Origin of the sequence: Streptosporangium oxazolinicum (genome assembly GCF_039537505.1) — a bacterium.
In the GTDB taxonomy this organism is placed as follows: domain Bacteria; phylum Actinomycetota; class Actinomycetes; order Streptosporangiales; family Streptosporangiaceae; genus Streptosporangium; species Streptosporangium oxazolinicum.
This window is the reverse complement of record NZ_BAABAQ010000011.1, coordinates 359,466-381,725: the sequence shown is the minus strand read 5'-3', so window position 1 is coordinate 381,725 and position 22,260 is coordinate 359,466. Positions and strand designations below refer to the sequence as shown.

At 71.3% G+C, this 22,260-nt stretch carries 19 protein-coding genes; 12 read left to right on the top strand and 7 right to left on the bottom strand.

Going from position 1 to position 22,260, the window contains the following annotated elements; translation table 11 throughout:
* Positions 1-826 precede the first annotated feature (826 nt).
* The 3 genes from ABD817_RS28035 (at position 827) to gndA (ending at position 5,643) form a co-directional block, all read left to right on the top strand.
* A complete protein-coding gene (locus ABD817_RS28035; protein ID WP_344921176.1) occupies positions 827-2,083 on the top strand; it encodes a glycosyltransferase family 4 protein in 1,257 nt (418 codons plus the stop codon).
* 242 nt (positions 2,084-2,325) lie between these two features.
* Entirely contained in the window at positions 2,326-3,981 is a 1,656-nt protein-coding gene (locus ABD817_RS28030; protein ID WP_344921175.1) for a serine/threonine-protein kinase, read from the top strand.
* 231 nt (positions 3,982-4,212) lie between these two features.
* Complete coding sequence (gndA, locus tag ABD817_RS28025; protein ID WP_344921174.1) at positions 4,213-5,643, top strand: NADP-dependent phosphogluconate dehydrogenase; 1,431 nt, start codon at positions 4,213-4,215, stop codon at positions 5,641-5,643.
* Positions 5,644-5,699: 56 nt separating this feature from the next.
* Here the strand turns inward: gndA and ABD817_RS28020 are convergent, their stop codons facing one another.
* Positions 5,700-6,305, bottom strand: a complete 606-nt coding sequence (locus ABD817_RS28020) for a TetR family transcriptional regulator (RefSeq protein ID WP_344921173.1) — start codon at positions 6,303-6,305, stop codon at positions 5,700-5,702.
* A 327-nt stretch (positions 6,306-6,632) separates the two neighbouring features.
* Between ABD817_RS28020 and ABD817_RS28015 the strand changes: the two genes are divergently transcribed.
* The 4 genes from ABD817_RS28015 (at position 6,633) to ABD817_RS28000 (ending at position 11,537) form a co-directional block, all read left to right on the top strand.
* Positions 6,633-7,409 (top strand): hypothetical protein, encoded by a 777-nt coding sequence (locus tag ABD817_RS28015; protein ID WP_344921172.1) that lies wholly within the window; start codon positions 6,633-6,635, stop codon positions 7,407-7,409.
* A gap of 28 nt (positions 7,410-7,437) precedes the next feature.
* Positions 7,438-8,565: a hypothetical protein gene (locus ABD817_RS28010; RefSeq protein ID WP_344921170.1), complete on the top strand. Its 1,128-nt coding sequence runs from the start codon at positions 7,438-7,440 to the stop codon at positions 8,563-8,565.
* A gap of 121 nt (positions 8,566-8,686) precedes the next feature.
* Positions 8,687-10,156: a hypothetical protein gene (locus tag ABD817_RS28005; protein ID WP_344921169.1), complete on the top strand. Its 1,470-nt coding sequence runs from the start codon at positions 8,687-8,689 to the stop codon at positions 10,154-10,156.
* Between the two features lie 85 nt (positions 10,157-10,241).
* Complete coding sequence (locus ABD817_RS28000) at positions 10,242-11,537, top strand: AAA family ATPase (protein ID WP_344921168.1); 1,296 nt, start codon at positions 10,242-10,244, stop codon at positions 11,535-11,537.
* A 99-nt stretch (positions 11,538-11,636) separates the two neighbouring features.
* Here ABD817_RS28000 and ABD817_RS27995 read toward each other — a convergent pair whose 3' ends face one another.
* Together ABD817_RS27995 and ABD817_RS27990 are read right to left on the bottom strand one after the other, a co-directional pair.
* Positions 11,637-12,593, bottom strand: a complete 957-nt coding sequence (locus ABD817_RS27995; protein WP_344921167.1) for a GNAT family N-acetyltransferase — start codon at positions 12,591-12,593, stop codon at positions 11,637-11,639.
* 60 nt (positions 12,594-12,653) lie between these two features.
* On the bottom strand, positions 12,654-14,237 hold the full coding sequence (locus ABD817_RS27990) for an MDR family MFS transporter (protein WP_344921166.1): 1,584 nt from the start codon (positions 14,235-14,237) through the stop codon (positions 12,654-12,656).
* A 116-nt stretch (positions 14,238-14,353) separates the two neighbouring features.
* Between ABD817_RS27990 and ABD817_RS27985 the strand changes: the two genes are divergently transcribed.
* From ABD817_RS27985 to ABD817_RS27970, 4 genes are all read left to right on the top strand, one after another.
* Positions 14,354-14,905, top strand: a complete 552-nt coding sequence (locus tag ABD817_RS27985) for a TetR/AcrR family transcriptional regulator (RefSeq protein WP_344921165.1) — start codon at positions 14,354-14,356, stop codon at positions 14,903-14,905.
* Positions 14,902-15,219: a DUF4031 domain-containing protein gene (locus ABD817_RS27980; RefSeq protein ID WP_344921164.1), complete on the top strand. Its 318-nt coding sequence runs from the start codon at positions 14,902-14,904 to the stop codon at positions 15,217-15,219. The genes ABD817_RS27985 and ABD817_RS27980 overlap by 4 nt, the downstream gene beginning before the upstream one ends.
* A 32-nt stretch (positions 15,220-15,251) precedes the next feature.
* The gene (locus ABD817_RS27975; protein ID WP_344921163.1) at positions 15,252-15,797 is read left to right on the top strand and encodes a type 1 glutamine amidotransferase domain-containing protein; all 546 of its coding nucleotides are present in this window, start codon (positions 15,252-15,254) and stop codon (positions 15,795-15,797) included.
* A gap of 451 nt (positions 15,798-16,248) precedes the next feature.
* The gene (locus tag ABD817_RS27970) at positions 16,249-16,776 is read left to right on the top strand and encodes an ATP-binding protein (protein ID WP_344921162.1); all 528 of its coding nucleotides are present in this window, start codon (positions 16,249-16,251) and stop codon (positions 16,774-16,776) included.
* Here the strand turns inward: ABD817_RS27970 and ABD817_RS27965 are convergent.
* The 3 genes from ABD817_RS27965 to ABD817_RS27955 are packed head-to-tail and all read right to left on the bottom strand — an operon-like array spanning position 16,663 to position 19,368.
* Positions 16,663-18,105, bottom strand: a complete 1,443-nt coding sequence (locus ABD817_RS27965; RefSeq protein ID WP_344921161.1) for a WS/DGAT/MGAT family O-acyltransferase — start codon at positions 18,103-18,105, stop codon at positions 16,663-16,665. The genes ABD817_RS27970 and ABD817_RS27965 overlap by 114 nt on opposite strands.
* 4 nt (positions 18,106-18,109) lie before the next feature.
* On the bottom strand, positions 18,110-18,268 hold the full coding sequence (locus ABD817_RS27960; protein WP_344921160.1) for a hypothetical protein: 159 nt from the start codon (positions 18,266-18,268) through the stop codon (positions 18,110-18,112).
* Positions 18,269-18,297: 29 nt separating this feature from the next.
* Complete coding sequence (locus ABD817_RS27955) at positions 18,298-19,368, bottom strand: PucR family transcriptional regulator (protein WP_344921159.1); 1,071 nt, start codon at positions 19,366-19,368, stop codon at positions 18,298-18,300.
* 160 nt (positions 19,369-19,528) lie between these two features.
* Between ABD817_RS27955 and ABD817_RS27950 the strand changes: the two genes are divergently transcribed.
* Complete coding sequence (locus ABD817_RS27950) at positions 19,529-20,836, top strand: aminotransferase class I/II-fold pyridoxal phosphate-dependent enzyme (RefSeq protein ID WP_344921158.1); 1,308 nt, start codon at positions 19,529-19,531, stop codon at positions 20,834-20,836.
* Between the two features lie 209 nt (positions 20,837-21,045).
* On the opposite strand, the gene ABD817_RS27945 is transcribed toward ABD817_RS27950, so the two are convergent.
* The gene (locus tag ABD817_RS27945; protein WP_344921157.1) at positions 21,046-22,146 is read right to left on the bottom strand and encodes an NADH:flavin oxidoreductase/NADH oxidase; all 1,101 of its coding nucleotides are present in this window, start codon (positions 22,144-22,146) and stop codon (positions 21,046-21,048) included.
* Positions 22,147-22,260 lie beyond the last annotated feature (114 nt).

Genomic DNA, 22,260 nt, shown 5'->3' with positions numbered 1-22,260 from the left:
ATCCCCCACCCCGATAGGGTGGTAGGACGGGGTTGTGCTTCATGCACTGGCTTTTAACACACTGTTGAGTTCTCAAGAAACGGACGCGTACACCATCACCCAGACCCGACCAACCAGCCGAGTAGAATTCCAGGGCGTTCGTTTTATTTTGTTCTGTTCTTTCGTTGTGCCGTTATTCTTTCAGGCCCGCTTTTTCGTGTCAAACCGACCCGATCCGGCTTACCTGTTTCAGAATTTACAGCCTCCCCTTTCGGGGCAACCGTTCTAACCTACCCGATCGTCTGATTCGTGTCGAATCAGGCCCCTTTGGAGACAAAGATCCCGTGGGGAGGAAGATCGCGTAGAGAGGGTCCCGAGGCCCCGGCGTCACCGCCGTCTCCCTCGGGTCTGGTGAACTGTATGAACACCGACCCGCATCGTCAAATCAACCGCGCCCCCGAGGGAAAACCGGCTACCCGGAGCGGACGACTCGCCGCACGCTCGCGTGGTGGTGATCCTTAACCGCTACCGCTCATGGACCGCTTCTCGGCCCGACGGGAAGTCATCGCGGGGTTCGCAGCCCCGTCCCACGGTCTTCACGGGCACGCGGACCGTCAACCACCCCGGCCTGTTCGCGTGGGTACATGACCGGCTGTCCCGCTTCGGCGAATGACGAGCGGCGGGAAACAAGAGCACCGGAAGCACAAACAGCTTGCCGGACAGTGATCAGGATGTCGTTGTGCGCGCGCTTTAAGGGAAAGCGGCTCCGGGAAGGTGAGGAATCAGGGGCGGGAAGCGGGGGGCTCTCAGAATGCCGGGGACATCGGGGAAGGTCCGGAGACAGGCCATGCGCGCGGCGTTCCGGCTGCTGCGAGTGCTCAACGCGAGGCGGGCACGGCACGCTCCGGCGCCCGACACCGGAACGATCCGCATCCTGCTGCAGCACGCGTACGGGATGGGCGGCACGATCAGGACCGTGCTCAACCTGGCGGGTCACCTGGCGCGCGAGCGCGACGTGGAGATCGTCAGTGTGGTCCGGACGGCGAAGGAGCCGTTCTTCCCCATCCCGCCGGGCGTGCGGGTGTCGTTCCTTGACGACAGGACCCGGCGGCGGGGTCCGGTGGCTCGGCTGCTGTCGCGCCTGCCGAGTGTCCTGATCCCGAGGCAGGAGAACATCCACCGGGCGGTCTCGCTCCGGACGGACCTGCTCACGGTCCGTTTCCTGCGGTCCATGCGCACCGGCGTGCTGATCTCCACCCGGCCGGGATTCAACCTGATCACCGCGCTGTTCGCGCCGCCGGGTGTCATCACCGTCGGCCAGGAGCATGTGGCCCTGGAGGTGCACGCCCCGGAGGTCGTCCGGCTCATCAAGCGGCGCTACGGCAGGCTGGACGCCTTCGTCACCCTCACCCGGACGGATCTGGAGCACTACCGCAGGGCGCTGAAGGCGCCCCCGGAGCGGCTGCTGCACATCCCGAACGCCGTGACCGCGCTGACCGGCGACATCTCGAGGCTGGACGAGAAGGTCGTGATCGCCGTCGGCAGGATGGTGTACGCCAAGGGCTTCGACCTGCTGGTCAAGGCGTGGAAGCCGGTGTCCGAGGCGCACCCCGACTGGGTACTGCGCCTCTACGGGCGCGGCAGGCCCGAGGCCGAGCGGAGGCTCCGCGACAGGATCGAGGAGGCCGGGCTGTCGGACACGATGCTGCTCATGGGCAGCTCGCCGGAGATCGGCCTGGAGCTGGCCAGGTCGTCGATCCACGTCGTCAGCTCGCGCTACGAGGGATTCAGCATGACGATCCTGGAGGCGATGAGCAAGGGGGTGCCGGTGGTGAGCTTCGACTGCCCGCACGGCCCCGGGGAGGTCGTCACGCACGGGCACAACGGGCTGCTGGTCCCGCGGAAGCGGCCCGCGGCGCTCGCCGAGGCGCTCTGCCGGTTGATCGAGGACCGTGAGCTGCGTCGCGAACTCGGCGGCAACGCGGTGCTGACGGCCGCCGAGTACGGTCTCGACGTCATCGGCGCACGCTGGGACGCGCTCCTGGCGGAACTCGGCGACGGACACCCCACCGGTCACGGACACCGTCCACCCGACCAGTCATGACGGACGCCCCACCAATCACGGACACCGTCCATCCGACCGAGCATGACAAAAACCCCACAAGTCACGAACGCCGCCTGCCCGACCAGGCATGACGAATGTCCCGCCGGTCACGGGCGCCATTCGCTGACTGGGGATAAGGGAATACACACGTAGTTCGCAGTAAAAACTCCGGTAATCTGCCGCTCGTCTTCAGGAGGTGACGGGTGGGCGGAGCTGGCGCCTTTGCGGTACCGGGATACGAGGTGTCCGGGGTGCTCGGCCAGGGCGGTTTCGGGATCGTCTACCGGGCCAGGCAGCTGGCGGTGGAGCGCGAGGTCGCGCTCAAGGTGGACAACCGGGTGCTGGTCTCCGAGCGGGACCGGCGCCGCTTCATGCGTGAGGTGACCTCGGCCGGTGCCCTCTCCGGTCACCCGCACGTCGCCCATGTCTACGACGCGGGGGTCCTGCCCGACGGCCGGCCGTACATGGTCCTGGAGCTGTGTCCCGGCGGGTCGCTACTGGACCGGATGCGGGCCGAGAAGCGGCTGCCTCCGGCGGAGGTCGCCGACATCGGCGTCCGGATCGCCGACGCGCTGTCGGCCGCGCACGCCGCCGGGGTGTTGCACCGTGACATCAAGCCCGCCAACATCCTGATCAACCGGTACGGCAACGTGGTGCTCTCCGACTTCGGCCTGGCCACCATGCCGTCCTCGGGCAGCGAGGCGTCGGTGACCCGGGAGTCCCTCACCCCCGCCTACGCCCCGCCCGAGGCGTTCGAGCTGACCGAACCCGCCGCCGCCGGCGACGTCTACTCCCTCGCCGCCACGCTGTACGCGCTGCTCTCCGGGCGCCCGCCGCGCTTCCCCGAGAGCGGCGTGGTCAACATCGCGGTCATCATGGCCCTGCACCGCCTGCCGATCCCCGAGATCCCGGGGGTGCCGCCGGAGCTGACCGCCGTGCTCAGAGAGGCCATGGCCACCGACCCCGCGCGGCGTACCCCCTCGGTGGCCGCGCTGCGCGACGCCCTCACGGACCTGCGCCTGGAGGGGAGCGGCCCGGCCCACCGGTCCCGCGCCCCGCGTCCCGCCCTCTCTCCCCCGGTGCCGGGGTCTCCCCCGATGCCGGGGCAGGGGTCGGCATCGGCGTCGCGGTACGCCACACCGCCGGGGCAGGCATCGGCGCCCGTATCGCCGTACGCCACACCGTCGGGTGGGGATGTGGTGCGGTCGCATCTGACGTCGCCGGGTGTGAAGGGGCTCTCCGGTACCCAGTCTCCCTCGGTGGCTCCGGCGCATCCCGCCTCGTCGAACGTGCGGGTCTTCGTCGCGGTGGCCGCGGCCTTCGCGATCCTGCTGCTGGCCGGGGTCGGGCTCATGTACGTCGAGGGGCGCGACCAGGCCCCGCCCACCGGGCAGCGAGCCCTCCAGAGCGGCGGCAGCGGCGAGACCGGCGGGAGCGCGGCACCGGAGGCGGACACGTCCTCCGCGCGCGAGGTTTCCGAGGTCCCCACTGTCACGACCGCCTGCCCCGCCACGGCGGTGGCGGGCGCGGGAGCCGCGTGCGTGGCGGAGGCCGAGTGCTGGGGCGGTCTCGTCGCGATCGCGGGCGACACCACGGCCAAGCGGATCGGCTGCGAGGAGTCCCACTCGTGGGAGACGTACGCGATCGCCCCGCTGCCGCGGGACTCGCTCACCTACGACCTGGCGGCCCTGGAGATGCATCCGACGGTGAAGAAGGTGTGCTCGGCGCAGATCATGCTCTCCTCCCGGTACGGCGACGCCCGTGGGATCAGCCGGACCAGGTGGCGGAGCACGGTCCTGCCGCCCTCGAAGGAGCAGTTCCAGGGCGGCGCGCGGACCTATCGCTGCCTGGGCGGGGTTCTCGGCTCGGAGGACCCCGGGACCCTGTTCCGCCGCTGATCCCGGGGATTCCACCGGAGACCCCCGCTCCGGCCTCCCGGCACCGGCATGCGGGCAGTCGCGGGGCCGGTCGATCGCGCCCCCGATCCCGCCGGACGCGGGAACCCCGAGGGGACCGGCGATTCGCGAAACCGTACGGGGCCGGTGCCCTTTCGCCGGTGCCCTCTTCGTACCGTTGATCGGCGGTGGGTGCAGACTGGCATTCTTGGACACGACAAAGGAGTGTCAGAGATGACTCAGGCTCAGATCGGTGTGACAGGACTGGCCGTCATGGGGGCGAACCTCGCCCGCAACCTGGCCAGGCACGGACACTCGGTAGCGGTACACAACAGGTCCCAGCATAGGACCAAGGCACTGATCGAGGAACACGGGCACGAGGGGACCTTCGTCCCCTGCGAGACTCCCGAGGAGTTCGTCGCGGCGCTGGAACGCCCGCGGCGCATTCTGATCATGGTCAAGGCGGGTGCGCCCACCGACGCGGTGATCGAGGAGTTCGCCCCCCTGCTGGAGCCGGGCGACATGCTCGTGGACGGCGGGAACGCGCACTTCCTCGACACGCGCAGGCGCGAGGCCGCGCTGCGCGAGCGTGGCCTCCACTTCGTCGGCGCGGGGGTTTCCGGCGGGGAGGAGGGCGCGCTGCTCGGGCCGAGCATCATGCCCGGCGGCTCGAAGGAGTCGTACCAGGCGCTGGGCCCGCTGCTGGAGGACATCGCGGCGAAGGTGGACGGCGTGCCCTGTTGCACGCACATCGGCCCCGACGGTGCCGGGCACTTCGTGAAGATGGTGCACAACGGCATCGAGTACGCCGACATGCAGCTCATCGCCGAGGCCTACGACCTGCTCAGGCAGGGACTCGGCCGGACCCCGGCGGAGCTCGCGGACATCTTCGCGGAGTGGAACGAGGGTGAGCTGTCCTCGTACCTGATCGAGATCACCGCCGAGGTGCTGCGCCAGGTCGACGCGGCCACGGGCAAGCCGCTCGTCGACGTGATCGCCGACCGGGCGGAGCAGAAGGGCACCGGCCGGTGGACGGTGCAGATCGCGCTGGACCTGGGCGTTCCGGTGAGCGGCATCGCCGAGGCGGTGTTCGCCCGTTCCCTGTCCGGCCACGCGGACCTGCGGCAGGCCGCGCGCGGCCTGCCGGGCCCGTCGGGCGTGCCCGCCGGGGCCGTCGGCGAGGACTTCGCCGAGGACGTGCGGCGGGCGCTGTACGCCTCGAAGATCGTCGCCTACGCCCAGGGGTTCGACCAGCTCAGGGTCGGCAGCACGGAGTACGGCTGGGACCTCGACCTCGGTGCGCTGGCCACGATCTGGCGGGGCGGCTGCATCATCCGCGCCGTCTTCCTCGACCGCATCCGCGAGGCGTACGCGGCGCAGGACAAGCCGGTCACCCTGCTCGCGGCCCCGTACTTCGCCGACGCGCTCACCCTGGCTCAGGACTCGTGGCGGCGGGTGGTGTCGAAGGCCGCGGAACTGGGCATCCCGGCGCCCGGCTTCTCGACCGCGCTGGCCTACTACGACGGGCTGCGCGCCGAGCGCCTGCCCGCGGCGCTGATCCAGGGTCAGCGTGACTTCTTCGGCGCGCACACCTACGAGCGGGTGGACCGCGAGGGCTCCTTCCACACCCTGTGGTCGGCCGACCGCACGGAGGTCGAAGGCTAGACCCCGGGGGCTGGGATACGTCCCGGCACCGCGCGTTCAGGGACGTTCGGGAAGGTTCAGGGAAGTACGGGGAGCAGCGCGAACGCGCGGTCGGCGGCGGCGACGGCCGAGGGGTAGGCTCTCTCGGCCGTCGTCCCCTCGACCAGGGTCAGCCAGTTCCGCCGGGCCAGCACCCGCTGCGCGGCGAGGACCTGACCGGCGACGAGCAGCGCGGTGAGCTCGTCCGTGTCCTCGGCGAGCGCGGCGGCGAGAGCCTCCTCGTCGTAGGCCATGTGGTGCAGGACCCGGGCCGCGAGACTGGGCGTGGAGAAGATCATCCGGTGGTAGGCGAGCACCTCGGGATGGTCGTTGAGCCCCGTCACGGGATCGCGCCGCTCAAGCCCGGCCAGGAAGTGCCGGTGCAGCGCCGCCAGCGGCGCCTCGCCCGCCCCGCGCTCGCGGACGACCCGGGCGGCCTCTCCCCGGTGGTCGGAGATGCGGTGCAGGACGAGGTCCTCCTTCGCCGGGAAGTACTTGAACAGAGTCGGCTTGGAGACCCCCGCCGACGCCGCCACCTCCGCGACCGGCACCTCGTCGAATCCACGCTCCAGGAAGAGCGTGATCGCCGCCGCCGAGATCGCCTCGTGGACCTGCCGTCTCTTACGTTCACGGAGCCCTGTCACGCGTTTCAACCTAACAGGAGCATTAACCGGGTTAAGTTTTCAGGGGTGGCGCGCGGCGGACCGGCACGGGACTCGACGGCGAGCGGGCCCGTCCGGCGGAGTACGAGGCGGCCACGCGCCACCGGATCGCAGCCGCCGAGACGAGCGCGCCCCGCGTCGGGCCGACGCGCGATATCGCACCCACTATTCGGTCCGCGCCGGGCCAGACGATGGGTTTCGCATTAAATGCCCCTTTTGTCCGGTTACTGCCACTACATGATCCGGTTTAATGCTGGAATTCGCTGGAATTCGCGGGAGGCTGGTGGAACTCCTGTTACGCTCCGAGCCGTGAGTGATCCACTGGACGCGCTGGAACGGCGAATAGCCGACCTGCGCGCCGAGGTGCGACGGGCGGTCAAGGCGAGGGAGAACTCGCTCGCCCGGTCGCTGCGCGGGGACCTGCGCAGGGCGGAACAGGCGTGGGACGCGGCGATAACCTCCGAGGCCCCGGCACCGCCGCACGACCCCGAGACCCCGCTGCTGCCCATCAGGGAACAGGTGCACCAGGCACTGGCCATGCTGGGCGTGCCGACGTCGGCCAAGCTGATCGTGGCGGTGAACGACGCCTTCTTCTCCCGTGAGCTGCGCGGCTCCCAGCTGACCAGCCTGCGGCGCGACGAGGAGCGCTCGTTCCGCGGCGACCCCTACGCCAGGCCGTACTACCTGTGCGCCGCGCTGACCGACCGCCTCTCCCCCGCGCGGGGGCTGCTCGCCGACAGCACGTGGCCCCCCGAGCTGCGGGTGCTGGGGCCGCTGAGCCCGCGCGTCGACTTCCTCACCTCGGCCATGCGCGTCGCCGAGCACCTGACGCGGCTGGCGGAGCCGCCCTCGGGGGCGGTGCGGCTGCTGTCGCGGATGGCGCAGAACATCCCGGGCGCCGTCGAGGGCTTCGCCCCGGCCGACCCGGCGACCGCGATCCGCGCGGCGCGGGCCGAGCTGGAGGTGCACCTGGCCGCCGACTCGGCGCAGCGGGCCGAGGTGGCGGCGCGGGCGACGAGGCAACTACCGGACGTGGAGCGCCTGTTCGGCGCCACCGCGATGAACACCTTGAGGGGGGCCTGTTGAAGACCAGGCTGGACGGGGAGACCGGCTCATGAACAAGCTCGGGGAGAGGTCATTCCTGAACAGGCTTGACGAGCTGCGCGGGCCGATGCCGTCCCACCCGCACGACGCGCGGGCCATCGCGGCGCTGGCCGCCAACCCCGGCTGCGCGCGCCGGGCGGTGATGGACGCCGCGGGGATCGACAAGGACCTCACGGCCCGGCACGTCGGCTTCCCCGCGCCGTTCGGCCAGTCCCAGTTCGCGATCACCCGTGGAAACGTGTTCGAGTCGCTGGTGAAGGAGAACGGCTGCGCCGAGCTGCTGCGGCTCCTGCGCGAGCTGCTCGGCCTGGAGGTCGCCCAGGTCGGCTACCGGGACGTGGAGAGCGTCGGCTCCCACCTGCGCCACTCGCACACCCGGGCGCTGATCGACCGCGCGGCGCGCGAGGACGACGGGACCGCGGTGTTCTACGACCACCCGCTGTTCAGCCTGGAGATCGCCGGGCACACCTCGTACCTGGAGCCCGACGTGGTGGCCTTCCAGATCGGGGGGCGCTTCCACATCGTCGAGATCAAGTCGTTCAGCGTGATCGACGGCCAGGCCGAGCCGGACAAGGTCGCGGCGGCGGCGCGGCAGGCGGCGGTCTACGTCATGGCGCTGCGCACGCTCATGGCCGAGCTCGGGCACGCCCCGGAGCGCGTCTCCCACGACGTGGTCCTCGTCTGCCCGGAGAACTTCGCCAACCGCCCGACGGCGGCGCTGGTCGACGTGCGCAAGCATCTCTCGGTCCTCAACCGCCAGCTCGCCCGGATGACCAGGGTCGAGCGCCTGCTGGAGGGCCTGCCCGGCGATCTCACCTTCGACCTGGCCCCCGGCGAGGACGGCGTGCCGACCCGCTCGGCGGAGGAGCTGGCCCAGGCACTGCTCCAGGTGCCCGCCCGCTACGCGCCCGACTGCCTGTCGACCTGCGACCTGTGCATGTTCTGCCGTCACGAGGCCCGCGTCTGCGGGTCCACCGACCTGCTCGGGCGCCAGGTACGCGACCAGCTGGGTGGCGTCTCCGGCATGGACGAGGCACTCGGCCTGGCCGAGGGCACCCGCGAACCGGCCGAGGGCCAGGAGGAGATCGCCCGCCTGCTCCGGCTGGCGAACCGGTTGCGCGAGGAGTCGCTGCGGTGAGGACGGGAGAACCGGCCGCGCGAGAAACCACCGCGACCGGGACCGGAATCGCGACCGGGATCGGGATCGGCGAGCCCGGTCCGGCCCCGGCGGGGTCGGCGAGGCGGACGGAGGGGGGCCGGTGAGCGCGCTGACGGCGCTGGCGCAGCTGCGGGCCGTCAGGGACGGCGTCGCGCAGCGGATCACCACGGTCCGGCACTGCCACATCTCCGCCCAGCCGCTGGTGCTCATCCCGCTCAAGCTCGCGGGCGAGGCCGCCGCGCCGCTGGCCGCCATGGTCGGCACCGACCCGGGTCATCCCCGGCTGCTCGTCGTTCCCCAGCCCCGCAACCGGGACCTGCGGTTCGCCTTCGCCGCCGGGCTGGCCGAGGTGCTGCTGCCGTACATCGAGGGGTTCGAGAAGAGCACCGAGACGGTCGAGCGCAAGAGCGGCGAGCCGTACGAGCGGTGCCTGGACGCGCCGCAGATCCTGGTGCCGAACCGGCCCGCGGCCTCGTTCACCGCGCTGCTGGGCCGGTCCACCCGGTTCCGCCGGGCCGACGGCCCCTACCCGGTGCACCCGTCGGTGCCGCTGCTCGGCCGGTGGCTGACCTACTTCACCGACCGGTCGCGGCAGCCGGGCTCCTCGGTGCTGCTCACGGCCACCGAGGCGCTGGGCCTGCACTGGGTGACCGGGCAGAGTGGCCTGGAGGACGCCAATCTGGCGGCGCTGCTGGGGTGGATCGATCCGCCGCCGGGAATGTCGGGGCGCCGGGCGGCCGAGGAGGCCGAGGACCCGCTGCTGTGGCCTCCGGCCGGTCCCGCCACCGACCCCGGTTTCGACAACGAGGTGCTCGGTCCCGCGATACGCGCCTACGAGGAGGCGCCGACCGATCGCGCCGTCGACCGGATCGGCCAGGCGCTGCGTACCCAGCTCGAACCCACCTGGCGGCTGATGTGGCGGAGTGTGAACCTGTTGCGCTCCCTGCCCGAGGGGTCGCGGGTGAAGGACCGCTGGGAGATCGACCGAGGGTCGTTCACCCGGTTCGTCGAGCGGATCGCCGAGGGCGGGCCGCCTCAGGCGCGCAGGGACGGGGCGGTCGGCGCCGCCGCGCGGCTGGCGGGACTGGAGCGGGCGCGGGCGAGCTACGACGTGCAGCGGGCCCACGACGACCCGCTGCTCATGGCCGAGTACCGGCTGAGCGGTGAGGCCTTCGCCGGGACGGTGACGTCCGCCGACCCCGAGCACAGCGAGGGTGAGGGCCGCTCGCGCAAGCTCCGTCCCCTGATCACGGTACGGACCGGCGACCCGGTGCGGCTCTCCCCCGGCACCACGGTCGGCAGCCCCGACCGGCGCGGTCACGCCGCCGAGATCGTCGAGATCGCGGACGGGGAGATCACCCTCAAGGTCACCAAGGGGATGGGGCGGGGCAGGACACCGGCCCCCGGTTCGGTGCCCGAGCCCGGTGAGCGGGTCTCCTACACCTCGCTGACCGACGACTTCCAGTCGTCGGCGGCGCTGCCCGACCCGGAGCAGACGCCGTGGACCCACGGCGGGCCCCCGCAGGAGTACGAACCCAGTGACGACGACGCGCAGGAGGAGTGGTTGTGAGTGTTCACCGGACCCCGCGTCCTCGGGGGGCGTCCCTTCCGGTCGCGTGCGCTCCCCTCGGGGCGAGCCGTGACGGGGGTGCGGCATGACCCCGCAGCAGGAGGCGGCGGCCGTGGTGGGGGCCGTGCTGGCCGACCTGCCCCGCCATCGCGGCGTGGTCGTGGACTCGCCGCCCGGCGCGGGCAAGTCCACGCTGGTGGTGCGGGCGGCGGGGCACATCGCGGAGACCGGCGAGCCGCTGATGATCGTCGCCCAGACCAACGAGCAGGTCGACGACCTGGTGGAGCGGCTCGCGATCGAGCACCCCGACCTGCCGATCGGCCGCCTGTCGGCGAGCGGCTACATCACGCCCGGCCGTATCCTCGCCCACCCCAACGTCTCGGTCGCGGGCAAGCTGCCCGACCTGGGAGACCCGGCCGTGGTGATCGCCACCGCCGACAAGTGGGCCTGGATCGGCGACCGCACCTGGCCCTGGGCCATCGTCGACGAGGCGTACCAGATGCGCTCGGACAAGCTGCTGCGCATCGCCTCGCTGTTCGAGCGGTCGCTGTTCGTGGGTGACCCCGGCCAGCTCGACCCGTTCTCCATCGTGGACGGCGACCGCTGGGCGGGCCTGTCGTGGGATCCGGTGCAGAGCGCGGTCTCGGTGCTGCTGCGGCACAACCCCGACCTGCCGGTGCACCGGCTGCCGGTCTCCTGGCGGCTGCCCGCATCGGCGGCCCCGGTGGTCTCCGAGGCGTTCTACCCGTTCACCGGGTTCCGCGCGGGGACGGGCCCCGACGACCGGGCGCTGGAGTTCACCGTGAACGGCATGCGCACCTCCCACGACCGGGCGCTGGAGGAGGCGGCCGTGTCGGGGTGGGCGCTGTACGAGCTGCCGAGCCGCCACACGGTGCGCACCGACGCGGAGGCCGTGGCGGCGACCGCGGTCCTGGCGATGCGGCTGCTCCAGCGGGGTCCGGTCGCGCACTCCGAGCGCGGCAGCCATCCCGTCACGGCCGAGCGGATCGCCATCGGCGCCGCGCACCGCGACCAGGTCGCCGCGATCAGGGCCGCCGGGGTGCCCCCGGAGATCACGGTGGACACCGCCAACCGGCTGCAGGGCCGGGAGTACGACGTGACGATCGTGCTGCACCCGCTCTCCGGGCGCCGCGACGCCACCGCGTTCCACCTGGAGTCGGGACGGCTGTGCGTGCTCACCTCCCGGCACCGGCACGCCTGCGTCGTGGTGGCCAGGGCGGGCATTCCCGAACTCCTGGACGCCCACCCGTCGTCCGAGCCGGTCCAGCTCGGCGTGCCGGTGAAGTTCCCCGACGGCTGGGAGGCCAACCAGGCGGTGCTGGCCCACCTCTCCAAGCACCGGGTGACCCCGGACGGGTGACGGTCACGGCGGGCCCCGCCCACGCCGCCGGGGACGCCCCGCCTCTCCGCGGTGCCGTACGGCAGAGTGCGGCGGAGTGTGGCGGAGTCGTGGTGAGGGTCAGATCGTGCGCCGCCAGACGTCGATGGCCAGCACCTGGCGCATGCCCACCGAGAGGTAGAGGTCGAGGGCGGGCGTGCTGTTGTTGGCGTCGACGTGGAGATAGGTGCCGACTCGCCCTCGGCGGGCGTCGTCGGCGAACGCCCTACGCAGCATGAACCGGCCCAGGCCCCGGCCCCTGAAGGCGGGGAGTACGGCCAGCTGGCGCACGTAGCCGGAATTCTCGTCGCCGAGGAAGGCGTTGGTCCCCAGCAGCATCGCCACGGGCTCGCCGTCGAGGCGGGCCACCGTCAGCTGCGCCCAGTCGGTGTTGACCGAGGAGTCCAGCTCGTCGTACCACTCGTCGTAGTCCTTCGGGGTGAACCCGAAGTGCTCGGCGAAACCGGCCTGCTGCACGGCGTGGCCCTGGCGGCGTACCTCCTCGGTGAGCCCGTCGTGCACCGTCATCCCGGCGGGGAGCTCGGGCCGGGGCACCGTTCCCTCGTGGTCGGCGCGCAGCCGGATGAAGCTGGTGGCGGCGGCGAAGCCTCGGGAGGCGGCGATGGCGCGCTTGCCGCTGTCCTCCCGGTAGAGGCCGATGTCCACCACGGCCCGGTCGTGGCCGAGCTCGGTAGTGATCTGCCTGGCCCGCTCGGTCACGGTGTCCCAGAGCGGGCCGGTCAGATCCGGTGCGGCGGGGTGCACGACGACGTCGACGTCGACGTTGTCGCTGCCGCCCTTGCGGCAGGCCCAGGCCCACGCCACCAGGCGCCCGCTCTCGTCGTGGACGAGCCAGCCGTCGGACTCCCCGTCGAAGGAGGAGTCGTTCAGCTGGTCGGCGACGTCGTCCAGGGTCATGTCGGCCTTGCCGATCACCTGGGTGTCACAGAGCGAGATCAGCTCGTGGATCTCGCGGGCGTCACCGGCCAGCGGGCGCCGGGTGAGGTATCCGGCGGGGGTGGGGATGGTCGTCTTCATGTCCCCCATCGTGGCGGGGACGGCTTGGGGATCGCTGGGTCGGGACTTGGCGCCGGCCGGTCAGTCGAGCGCCGGGACCGGGAGCCGGTCGTCCTCCTCGGATCCGGACGCCTCGGGCCCGCCGCGCAGCGGGATCTCCTTGATGAAGGCCGCCAGCAGCGGCACCACGATGGCGAACAGGATCGCCCACCAGAAGACGCTGGAGATCGACTCGGCCAGCGACTCCAGGAAGCCGACCCGCACGTTGGCGGGGAGCTCGTGCAGCGCGGCCGGGTTGAACTGGGCGCCTCCGGAGGCGAGCTGCTCGCCCGCGGCGCCCAGCTTGCTCTCCAGGCTCGAGGTGAGCTGGTTGTTGAAGACCGCGCCGAACAGCGAGACGCCGAACGATCCGCCAATGGAGCGGAAGAAGGTCGAGGCGCTGCTGGCGACGCCGAGGTCCTTCTGCTCGACGCTGTTCTGGGCGATCAGCATGGTGGTCTGCATCAGGAAGCCCATGCCGACGCCGAGCACAGCGATGAAGACGCCGGTCTGCCAGGCGGGGGTGTTGACGTCCATCAGGGAGAGCAGCCACATGGCGATCGCCATGCCCACGCCACCGAGGATCGGGTACAGCTTGTACTTGCCGGTCTGGGTGATGGCGCGGCCGACGAAGAGCGAGACCACCATGGCGGCGCCCATCATCGGGAGCAGCAGCAGGCCGGAGTTGGTGGCACTCGCCCCCTGGACGGTCTGCTGGAACAGCGGAAGGAAGTTGATCGCGCCGAACATGGCGAACCCGAGCAGGAAGCCCACGCCCGAGATCAGGCTGAAGTTGCGGTCGCGGAAGACGTTGAGCGGCATGATGGGCTCGGCGACGCGGCGCTCCACCAGGACGAACAGCACCAGCGTGACCACGGCGAGCCCCGCCAGGCCGAGGATCTGCCACGAACCCCACGCGTAGTCGTTGCCGCCCCAGGTGGTGATGAGGACCAGCGCGGTGATGCCGACCGAGAGCAGCGCCGCGCCCAGCCAGTCGATGCGGTGCTCGGTGCGGAGCTTGGGCAGTTGCAGCTTGACCGCGAGCAGGGCCAGGGCGACGAACCCGACGGGCAGGTTCACGTAGAAGGCCCAGCGCCAGTCGAGGTTGTCGGTGATGAAGCCGCCGACGAACGGGCCCGCGATCATGGCGAGCGACATCACGGCGGCCATGATGCCCTGGTACTGGCCGCGCTCACGGGGCGGGACGAGGTCGCCGATGATCGCCATGGCGTTGACCATCAGGCCACCGGCTCCCAGGCCCTGGAGCGCGCGGAAGGCGATGAGCTGTGTCATGCCGTCGGACGGCCCGCCGAGCATCTCGGATCCGGCCATGCCGCAGAGCGCGGAGCCGACCATGAAAATGGCGATGGAGGCGAGGAAGATGCTCTTCCTGCCGTACAGGTCGCCGATCTTGCCCCAGATGGGGGTCGAGACGGTGGTGCCGAGCACGTAGGCGGTCACCACCCAGGACAGGTGCGTCAGCCCGCCGAACTCGCCGACGATGCGGGGCAGCGCGGTGCTGACGATCATGTTGTCGAGCATGGCCAGGACCATCGCGAGCATCAGGCCCGGCAGCACCACCATGACCTCGCGGCGCCGCGCCGGCGCGGCCGCGGTCTCCTTCACTTTCTTGCCCCCAGTTTTGTGATCTTACTTACTTGCCGACCGGCTAGCGTCGGCTATGCTGGAATGTAGGCCGCTTACTTGCCGGCCGTCAAGTTGATTTCTCGGTAAAGGGAACCATGAGGGAACACGCCGACACACGGACGCGCATCCAGGAGATCGCCCTGAAGCTCTTCATCGAGCAGGGCTACGAGGCCACCTCGCTCCGCGAGATCGCGGAGGCCCTCGGCGTGACCAAGGCGGCACTTTACTACCACTTCAAGACAAAGGACGACATCATCGCCAGTCTGGCGGAGAACCGGGTGAAGGCGATCGAGGAGCTGATCGCCTGGGCCCGGTCCCAGCCGCGCACCGACGAGACGCGCGAGGGGCTGATCCGCCGCTACTCCGACGACCTGCACCGGGGCAGGCACCACGAGATCATGCGCTTCTTCGAGCGCAACCAGACCTCGCTCAAGAACCACCCGACGATGGAGAAGACCCGCGAGCGGATGTTCGAGCTGCTCGCCTTCCTCGTCGATCCGGAAGACCCCCTGCCCACCCAGCTGAGGCACTCGATGGCCCTGTTCGCGCTGCACGCCTCGGGGTTCATGCTCAGGGGCGAGGAGATCTCCGACGAGGAACGCCAGGCAGCCGCCCTGGAGGTCGCGCTCGACCTCGCCCGGCGGTGAGCGTGCTCATCGACCCGCCCAACTGGCCGGGTCCGCGCGGTCTGCTCTGGTCACACCTGGTCAGCGACAGCTCGACCGGGGAGCTGCACGCCTTCGCCGAGTTGCTCGGCGTGCCGCGCCGGGCGTTCGACCGCGACCACTACGACGTTCCCGAGACCGTCTACGAGCGAGCCGTCGCGCTGGGCGCCGAGGCCGTGTCCTCGCGCGAGCTCGTCGTCCGGCTCACCGCCGCCGGTCTCCGCCGACGCAAGGTCCGTCCTGGAATCGACAGCTCTCGCATAGATCCCGGCACCCCGGGCATGGCACACCTTTGACGATATAACCGCACGTCAACGAAGGGGACGACATGCTGAACGGCAAGACGATCGCATTCCTCGTGGCCCCGGAGGGTATCGAGCAGGTCGAGCTCACCGAGCCGTGGAAGGCCGTCAAGCAGGCGGGGGGCACTCCCAAGCTGATCTCCACCGAGCGGGGCGAGGTCCAGGGGTTCAACCACCTCGACCGGGCCGACACCTTCCCGGTGGACGCGACGGTCGAGGAGGTCTCCGCCGCCGACTTCGACGGGCTGGTGCTGCCCGGCGGCGTCGCCAACCCCGACTTCCTGCGGACCGTGCCGGCGGCCGTCGGCTTCGCGAAGGGGTTCTTCGACGCGGGCAAGCCGGTCGCGGCGATCTGCCACGCGCCCTGGACACTGATCGAGGCTGACGTGGTACGCGGACGCAAGGTCACGTCCTGGCCGAGCCTGCGGACCGACCTGCGCAACGCCGGGGCGACCTGGGAGGACCAGGAGGTCGTGATCTGCGCCTCGGGCCCGAACACGCTGATCACCAGCCGCAAGCCCGACGACCTCAAGGCCTTCTGCCAGGCCGCGACGGACGCCTTCTCCGGTTAGGGCCTGTTTTGTGGATCTTTTCGCCTACTGCGGTCGCCCAGGCGGCGCCCCGCGGCGTTGTCGTCGTCGCCCATAACTCCGTTATGAGCTCCTCCTCCGCCTTGCGGGCCATCCACCTGGACGATCCTCGCCACGGCGAAGATCCACAAAACAGGCCCTAGCGGCCGTCGATCACCGAAGCGGGGCGGGGGTCCGGGACCCCCGCCCCGTGGGCGTTCCGTGCCCTGCCCCGGGTGGCGGCGCCCGTTCGAGCCCCGCAAGCGCAGCCGCGTAGCCCGAGTCGTAGCCGCGCAGCCGCGGCCAGGCGAGAATTCTTCGCACATCCGATGACATGTCGTAGAAGCAGCACTTTGCCGTGTATTGCCGCATTCCAGGGACACGATCAACCATCCCCGATTAGGACGGCGTCCCCAGGGCAAGGCTTCTACATCGGCTGTGAAAGGAGGGGACCGTGGAGGCCACGATCGCGTTGCGTCTGCCGCGTGACGCTGCGAGTGTTCCCGTGATCAGGCAACTTCTCGACTCCTCGTTGGAGGCCCTGGGCGTGGTGCCGCAGATCCGCGAGGACATCCAGCTCATGCTCTCGGAGGCGTGTTCCAACGTCATCCAGCATGCCACCCCCAGTGACGACTACATGGTCAGCACCGAGCTGTCCAGAGACCGCTGCGTGATCAAGGTGGTGGACGCGGGCAACGGCTTCGACTTCTCGGAGACCACCTCCCCCGCCCCCACCTCCGAGCACGGCCGGGGGCTGCTGATCATGCAGGCCCTCGCCGACGACATCCGCTTCGTCAAAAGGCAGGAGCGGGGCTCGATCGTCTGCCTGGAGAAGACCCTGCGCTTCGTCGAGGACGCCCCCGGCCTGTCACTGCTCCTCAACGAGGAACTTGAGTTCGAAGAGCGCATCCCTGAGATAGTCGGTGACGGTCCACACATCGGGAACCATCTCCCGGCAGGCGATCACGCCGACGTCAAGTGAGCCGTCGTAGGAGAAGACCGTGATGTTGAGGCCGCCGCTGGCGTCGGTCACGACGGAGACCGGGTGGTACGCCAGAAGCCTGGCGCCGCTCACGTAGAGGGGGAGCTGCGGGCCGGGCACGTTGGAGATCACCACGTTGATCGGGCCCGCGCTGCCGGCGAACAGGTTGAAGGCCGCGCGCGAGGCCAGGCCGGTCAGCGCGGAGGGCATCATGTCGCTGAGCTGCTGGAGCCAGCGCGCCGGGGCGAGCGACGAGCGATCCTTGATCAGCCGCATGGCGTCCCGTACCGCCAGCAGCCGTTCCACCGGGTCGGCGACCTGCGTCGCCAGGGTGGTGATCATGATGCTGACCTGGTTTCCCGTGCTCTGGTCGCCGGGGACGCGGAGCGAGAACGGCACCCCCGCGATGAGGGGCTGCTCGGGCAGCGCGTCGTGCTTGAGCAGCCACTGGCGCAGCGCCCCCGCGCACAGGGCCATCACCACGTCGTTCACCGTGACACCGAAGGCGTTCTTGACCAGCTTGACGTCCTCCAGCGGCAGGGCGGTGTAGGCGAACCGCCGGTGCGCGCTGATCCTGCCGCTGAAGGGGGTGCGGGGAACGGTCATGCGAGGCATGGCGGGCACTTCGGCGGCCCCGGATCCGGACAGGTAGGTGGCCAGGTCCCTGGTGAGCCGCGAGACCAGCCCCGCCCCGGGCACCTGGGAGATCAGCGGGATCTCGTCGAGGTGCGGGACGGCGTTGATCAGGAACCGTATCGTGTTGGCCGGGTTGACGACGGCCCTGGCCAGCCCCCTGACGACCATCTCCCCCGTGTCGATCTCCTCCTCGGGCTCGCCCGCGGGTGCCAGCGCGACCTCGGCGGGCTCTGGGGAGGTGTCCAGCAGACCGGCCAGCACGTCGGCGCCGGTGACGCCGTCGACCGCGGCGTGGTGGACCTTCATGTAGAGGGCCGTACGGCCGCCGCGGAGGCCGTGGATCACGTACATCTCCCAGAGGGGGCGGCGCCGGTCGAGGCGGCGGGCGTGCAGCCTGGCCACCTGCTCGCCCAGTTGCTTGTCGCTGCCGGGCTTGGGCAGCGCGATCTCGCGCACGTGGTAGTCGAGGTCGATCGTGGAGTCCTCGGTCCAGTACGGGTGGTCCAGGCCGAGCGGGACGAAGGCGAGCCGCCTGCGGAAGGGCGCGGCCAGGTGGAGCCGGCGGGCCAGCAGCGACACCAGGTCACCGCGCGACAACCCACCCGACAGGATCGCGAGCCCCCCGATGTTCGCAACGTTCGTCGAGGTCTCGAAATTCAGGAACTGCGTGTCCACCGCGCTGAGCTGCCGCACCGTACTACCTCCGGGATGTCGTCCTCCCATCCTGCTCCCGTGAGGTCGCCAGGGCCAACGCGGCCAGCGCGACGAGAACGACCACGGACACGAGGATTAACGACAGCGGAATGAGCATCAGCACGACGACGACGGTCATGATCTCGCTGATCAACTGCTGCACCGCAGAGCTGTGCCCGGATTATCCGGCCGTTACACCGCATTCCAGCGACCGAGCTTCAGCGCGAGATGGAGTTCTAACCTGTGGGTTCCGTTCTTGAGGTTGCGGCCGGCCAGGTGCTCGATTCTGGTGAGGCGGTAATAGAGGCTGGTGCGGTGCAGGTGGAGCAGCCTGGCGGTCTCCTGCGCGTCTCCCCCGCTGTCCAGGTAGGTCTCCAGGGTGGCCAGGAGCGCCGGGTGCTCGCGCAGCGCGTCGAGCGGGCCGCCCGCCGGGCCGGACTGGCCCGCGATCGGCTCGGTGAGCAGCCGGTAGACGCCCAGGTCCGGCCAGCGGGCGACCGGCCGCAGCGCGGGTTCCGCCGCGGCGGCCCTGGCCGCGGCGAGCGCCTCCTCGTGCGCTCGTACGGCCGACTCCAGCCCCGGGTGCGGCGCGCTGACCCCGGCGCCCGCGCGGGTCCTGGCGGCGAGCCGCTCCCCCAGCGCCGCCGCGTCCTCGCCACGGTTCAGCAGCAGCACGGCGTGGCGGTCCAGGATCGTGAAGGCCGGTGGGCGGCGTATCCTGGCCAGCTCCGCGCCGACCGCCTCGCGCAGGCCGTCCGGGTCGCCCCGCAGCGCCAGGACGCGCAGCGGTCCCTCGCCGAGCACCCCGGCCGCGCGCCGCACGCCGATCTCCCCGGTGAGCAGCTGGCTCAGGGTGTGGGAGCTGCCGCCGTCGTCGAGCAGGGCGGCGATCGCGGCGGCGTCACGCACGGCCCTGTCCTGCTCCTGCGGGTTCAGCGGGCCCGGCCCCTCGATGATCCAGAGGTAGCCGACGCGGCGGTCCTGGTGGAGCAGGGGCACGCAGAGCCTGGCCGCCATCCCCAGCTCGGGATTTCTCGGGACCCGGACCGGATCGCGGGTCGCGGCCACCCCGTGCGCCTCCTGCCAGGCCCCCACCTCCGCGGGAACCGACCGCGAGAGGATGGCCTGTGCCCTGACCGGGTCGACCTCCCCGTGGTGGGCGCTGTGCGCGACGACCCGGCCCTCCAGGTCGTCCACGGACATGCCCCGGCCCACGGCGACGGCAAGAGACTCCAGCAGATCCTGAACATCGTCCGCTATCACGTTCCAATCCTACATATGTAGGAAGTATCTCCGGCGCCGGAACGATGACTCGGTCTGGCGCGGGCCGTAGCGTCGCACTTATTCATTTCGGGGACCCGCTTCGTGAGCCACGGGAGTCCGCCTCGTGAGAGTCGTCCGATCGCCCGGTGAAAGGAACCTCGTGGAGGAGCGCAGCCGCGTCGCCCCGTGGGCCCCGCCTCGGGCACAGCCGCGCCTGGCCGAGCTTGAGGCCGAGGTGGACGGGCTGGGCCTCGACGCGGTCACCCGGCTGGTCGCCGCGGTGCTGGCCGAGCACCGGGGCCGCCTCGACGAGGACGGCGTGGTGCTGTACGCGGGCACCAACACGATGAGCGAGCGCGCCAGGGCCGCGCACGAGATCTCCCTGGGCTGCCGCCCGTCGATGGGCTGGCCGGGCGACAAGAACCAGACCGGCCTGGAGGAGCTGGACGTGCTGGAGGTGCTCGCCCCGCTCCAGGTCGCGGCGCTGATGGGCGGGGAGTTCGCCGAGGTGCGGCTGCAGAGCGCCACGCTGGCCAACCTCGCCTGCTACAGCGCGTTCACCAGCCCCGGCGACACGATCGCGGTGCTGCCGGAGGCCGCCGGGGGCCACGCCGGCCACCACGCCCAGGGCGTCGCCGGGATCCGCGGCCTGCGGGTCGCCGACCTGCCCTACGACGCCGGGCGGCTCGACGTCGACCACGAGGCCCTGCCCGCGTTCCTGCGCGAGCGCCGGCCCACGCTGGTGATGGTCGGCGCGAGCCTGATGCTGTTCCCGTACGACGTCGCGGCGCTGCGGGCGGCGTGCGACGAGGTGGGGGCCCTGCTGGTCTACGACGCCTCGCACGTGGCGGGGCTCATCGCGGGCGGCCGGTTCCAGCGTCCGCTGGACGAGGGCGCGCACCTGGTGACCATGTCCACCTACACGTCCTTCGGCGGCCCGCCGGGCGCGGCCGTCGTGACCCGCGACGAGGATCTCGCCCGCCAGGTGTCGTCGGCCGCCTACCCCGGCCTGACCGCCAACTACGACGCCTCACGCCTGGCGCCGCTCGCCCTCGCCGCCGCCGAGCACGCCGCGGGCGGTTCCGGGTACGCCGACCGCTGCCTCGCCAACGCCGGGGCACTGGCCGCGGCGCTGGACCGCGAGGGCTTCACCGTGGCCGCCGCCCACCGGGGCTGGACCGTCTCCCACCACGTGGCGGTGGACGCCGCCGCGTTCGGCGGCGGGGACGAGGCCGCCCGGCTGCTGGCCGAGGGCGGTGTCTATCTCAGCGGCGTCCACCTGCCGGGGCAGCCTCCCGACGAGCCCGCGCGGGGCCTGCGGATCGGCACCCAGGAGGTGACCCGCCGAGGCTTCGGCCCGGAGACCATGGGTGAGGTCGCGGTCCTGATGCGCCGCCTGCTCATCGACGGCCAGGCTCCCCGCGCGGTCCATCGGGACGCGGTGGCCCTGCGCCGCGCCATCCCATGATCCCGGACCGGCCCGCTCGACCCCCGGGGGTTCGCCCCCTGGCGGGCCGGTCCGCTCACCGCCACTCCCCCTGACGGGCGGACCGGCCCGCGTCCCCCCTGGCGGACCGGTTCGCCGCCTTCCGCCCCACCCGCGCGCGTCCCCTCATCCGGACGGGTCACCTCCCCGCCCGGCGGGAGGGACGCGCCGGGTGGCGGCCGGAAACCGGGTCAGACCGCGCGGTGGTACTGGTCGGGCCAGCGGGCTCCGGCGACGCCGAGCTCGCGGGCGGCGAGGTTCGGCCAGTACGGGGTGCGGAGCAGCTCGCGGCCGAGCAGGACGGCGTCGGCCTGTCCCGAGGCGATGATCTCCTCTGCCTGCCGGGGCCGGGTGATCTCGCCGACCGCGCCCACCGGCAGGTCGGTCTCGGCCTTCACCCTGGCCGCGTAGGGCACCTGGTAGCCGGGCCCCATGGGGATGCGCGCCCCGGCGACGTTGCCGCCGGTCGAGACGTCGAGCAGGTCGACGCCGTGGGCGAGCAGGTCCTTGGCGAGGCGGACGGTGTCGTCGGCGCTCCAGCCCTCGCGGTCGTCGGCGGGGTCCTCCGCCAGCCAGTCGGTGGCCGAGACGCGGAAGAGGAGGGGAAGCTCGTCCGGCCAGACCGCGCGCACCGCGTCGACGACCCGGAGCGCGAACCGGGTGCGGTTCTCGTACGAGCCGCCGTACGCGTCGGTGCGGCGGTTGCTGAAGGGCGACAGGAATTCGGCGATCAGGTAGCCGTGCGCGCCGTGGATCTCGGCCACCTGGAAGCCCGCGTCCAGCGCCCGCCGCGCCGCGGCGGCGAAGTCGCCCACGAGCCGGTCGATGTCGCCGTCGCTCAGCTCCGCGGGGGTGGGGTGGCCGTCGTCGAAGGGGATCGGGCTCGGCCCGACCGGCCGCCAGCCGTGCTCGTCGGGACCGGTGGGCCCGCCGCCCTGCCAGGGGCGGCGGGTGGAGGCCTTGCGTCCCGCGTGCGCGAGCTGGATGCCGGGCACGGCGCCGTGCTCCCGCAGGAGGCGGGTGACGCGGGCGAACGCCTCCCGCTGGCGATCGTTCCAGAGCCCGAGGTCGGCCGGGCTGATGCGGCCCTCCGGCGTCACCGCGGTGGCCTCGGCCAGGATGAGCCCGGCGCCGCCCACCGCGCGGGCGGCCAGGTGGGACAGGTGCCAGTCGGTCGGCACCCCCTGCTCCGGCCCCTCGACCGCCGCGGAGTACTGGCACATCGGGGCCATCCAGACCCGGTTGGGAATGGTGAGGGACCTCAACGTCAGGGGCTCGAACAGGGCGCTCACGGCCGTACTCCTTCTGGGGGGAGGGATCTCGGGGGGCGGCGCCCCGGCTTCACGGCTAATACGATAACCTACGTACTACGAAAGATGTCAAACTACGATTACCTTCGTACAATC